This window comes from Bartonella sp. MU70NMGDW (assembly GCF_042194085.1).
In the GTDB taxonomy this organism is placed as follows: Bacteria; Pseudomonadota; Alphaproteobacteria; order Rhizobiales; family Rhizobiaceae; genus Bartonella; species Bartonella grahamii.
Window position 1 is genome coordinate 1 of the sequence record NZ_JBHIMK010000155.1, and the last position, 3080, is coordinate 3080.

Here is a 3080-nt window from a genome sequence, read left to right on the forward strand (position 1 = left end):
TATAAAACTGTTCAGATTAAATGACGTTGTCTCTTCTCAACGTTCGATAAAATCAACAAGGAGATAAAAAACTATCGTGGGCTGCTTGATTTTAAAGAACATGACCTCTAGGTGTGAAGAAAGATGGGCTAAGTATTTCTAAAGATGCCCTACTTGCTCTAAAGGTGAAATATGTGGGATTGGGCTGTTATGCCGAGCTTGCCACAAATCATGCTTTTGTTGCAATTTAAGCCAGAATTCCGCATCATTTAAACCCGCTTTTTCTAACCGTAAAGCTAAGTTAATACTAATCGCCGCATGGCAGTTTAAGACGCGGGATAAAGTTAAACGTGCAACGCCAAGACGATTTGCAGCTTCTGTTACTGTTAACCCTAATTCATCAAGCAATTCTTCTTTCAAAATGCCGCCAGGGTGTGGAGGATTGTACATCATAATAACACCTCAAAACTCAATGGTAATCTTGATAATCAACCAGTTCAACGTCTGTCCCAATGAAACGAAAAGTAACACGCCAATTTCCATTGACACGCATTGACCAGTAACCTTTTAAATCGCCCGTAAGCGCATGTAGACGATACGATTTAAGAGTAACTTGTTCAGGCGCGGATATTGTATCTAAAATTACTAAAATGTTTGCTAATTTTTTAGCATGCGCGGGTTGTATGCCTTTGCAGACTCCTCTTTCAAAGAATAATTTCAACCCTTTATGCTTAAAACTAACGATTGCCATATATACCCTCTTGATACTTGATACTATACACCATGCATTTATGTCAATTGATTATTTATCAAAGAGCATATTAAACATAATTTTATATGTTAAAAAACAATAATATCCTTTTGAAATAATTGAAAAAATATGCAAATCATGCTAGGATTTTGTATGTATTAAAATACAAATTTAAGGTAAGAAAAAACATGCTAAATAAAGTGATGTTAATCGGGCGTTTAGGTGCTGATCCCGAAAGCAAAACCATGAATTCTGGAGCAGAAATAGTCAATTTTAGTATGGCAACTTCTGAGAGCTATACAGATAAAAAGACCAATCAAAAAGTAGAGAAAACAGAATGCCATTCAGTGGTGATTGTTAATCCACATTTAGCAAAAATCGCACTTCAATACTTGAACAAAGGTCCAAAGGTTTACGTAGAAGGCAAATTACAGACACGCAAATGGCAAGATAAAAACGCTGGTGAACATTGTACAATAGAAATTGTTTTACCACAATTCAAAGGCGAATTATATTTGCTTGATGTCAAGAAATACCAATCATCACCCCCTACCCCTTCACCCATCACTTTCCAAAGTTATGCTATCGCTTCAGGTGCAGCTAGTCATAGCACATCTCTTAATGATGCTATCCCATTCTAATTGATAAAATATGACAAAGAGAAAAAAACGTACAAAACGTGGACGTCCTCGGATTAAAGGATGTATCAGAAAAGCAAACGGACGCATCTCAAGAGCAAAAACACCGGCAGATACCCCAACGGGTAAAATGATATAGCCTCTCTTCTTGCCCTTTGCACGACGGATGATACGCCCCACCGCCTGTATCACATCCACATGACTTTTACGGAGATGTAAAAACATGATTGCATCAAGAGCAGGGACATCCACTCCCTCAGAGAGACATCTTACATTGGTTAAAACACGGCAGACATTCTCCCCCGCATCTTCCTTAAGCCAATCAAGGGCTTTATTATGTTCTTTGGCACTTTGTGTTCCATCAATATGATCAAAGGTACAGTGAAGAGGTGGCGTATCTTTATGGACCTTATGAAGTCATACAATTCTTTCTGTATCTCTTTAGAATTGAACTTATCACGGATACGTTTAAACGTATTGATATCTTTACAAAAAGCCAAAGCCCGACGCATGAGATTTGGGTCATTACTCAAATCAATCTTCAGATCTATTTTAGCAAGGGCTTGATAACAGCCTATGATCTTGGTTTTATCATCAAGAATAAGTTCATAATTCTCATCTGTTATCAGATGTTGAATGGATTGACTGACTTCCTCTTCATCAACACCCAAAATAATAATCTTATAAGGAGCTAAACATTCATTCTTAACGGCTTTGCAGAATGTATAGGTATAAAGCTCTTTTCCATAGAGTTCTTCATCACCCATGGATACCAGAACAGCATTGATCTCATTGGCTTGTTTTTTGGCATTTATCCGTAAAGACCTTTGAGGTTGCTGTCATGTACAGACGTCTTTTACCTCGAATAATGCTGTTATCATGAACCTTGATAAATTCAGATTCATTTTCGTCTGTCCCTAATGGCGTGCCAGTGGTTCTATGGGCTTCATCACAGATGATCAGATCAAATTCCAGTAAATCATACTTTTTCTGCGCATCTGAAATCACTTGGGTGGAATAATAAGTTGAAAAGACCACGATCATTGCATTTGCTAAGACTTTATTTGCTTTTTCTCAAAGCTTTTGAGCATCTGTTGGTAGCTGGTAAGGCAAAATCAGATGCATCCAGACCAGCCCCATCATCATCTTGTGTTTTACGCCGCTTGCCAACTTATGTATCAGAACATACAGCAAAGAAACGCAAGGGGACTTGTGCAGGTGCGAGCGCCCTCGCATTAGTATTCCGGAAGCCTGAAAGTACTGAGTTCGAGTCAGCTTTTTTGCTTTTAGTGCTCATCGCACCTAGACATAGAAAAATATCCCATAATTCCAAGTCATCCACAGAGTGGGCTCATTTATGATCGAACTTTAGGGCTTTCAGACCCTACTGATCACTGCGTAGATGACCAAAATCACTCTTTAAGTAATAAATAACTTCAGGAAATTGGCAATCAAAATTAAAATAATCTCAAAGACTGTAAGATTGGGCACTCTTCAAAAGAGAGACAATGCTAAGAGCTGTCATCATGGTTAATCATCAACCCACACAATGCTTCTTTTTCAGAACACGCACAACGCGATATAAGAAAAAATGTTGTTTGCAAAGTTCTCTCTTGCCTATACAAAGAGAAAATGAAAAATTTGGAGGGCTCCTATGATAAATGACATTTACTGTATTGGACGCAATTATGTTGAACATGTTCATGAACTAG

Annotated in this window: 3 protein-coding genes and 1 pseudogene; 1 reads left to right on the forward strand and 3 read right to left on the reverse strand. The window is 37.9% G+C overall.

The features are described from left to right. Positions 1-138 precede the first annotated feature (138 nt). Both ACFIKE_RS08995 and ACFIKE_RS09000 read right to left on the reverse strand, forming a co-directional pair. Positions 139-432, reverse strand: coding sequence for a HigA family addiction module antitoxin (locus tag ACFIKE_RS08995; RefSeq protein WP_004856691.1), 294 nt, complete (start codon positions 430-432; stop codon positions 139-141). A gap of 16 nt (positions 433-448) precedes the next feature. Next, on the reverse strand, positions 449-730 hold the full coding sequence (locus ACFIKE_RS09000; protein WP_252619286.1) for a type II toxin-antitoxin system RelE/ParE family toxin: 282 nt from the start codon (positions 728-730) through the stop codon (positions 449-451). Between the two features lie 188 nt (positions 731-918). On the opposite strand from ACFIKE_RS09000, the gene ssb reads away from it, so the two are divergent. Further along, complete coding sequence (gene ssb / locus ACFIKE_RS09005; RefSeq protein WP_375649424.1) at positions 919-1371, forward strand: single-stranded DNA-binding protein; 453 nt, start codon at positions 919-921, stop codon at positions 1369-1371. Between the two features lie 93 nt (positions 1372-1464). On the opposite strand, the pseudogene ACFIKE_RS09010 reads toward ssb, so the two are convergent. Then, positions 1465-2581, reverse strand: a pseudogene (locus tag ACFIKE_RS09010) (helicase-related protein); the annotation flags it as partial. Positions 2582-3080 lie beyond the last annotated feature (499 nt).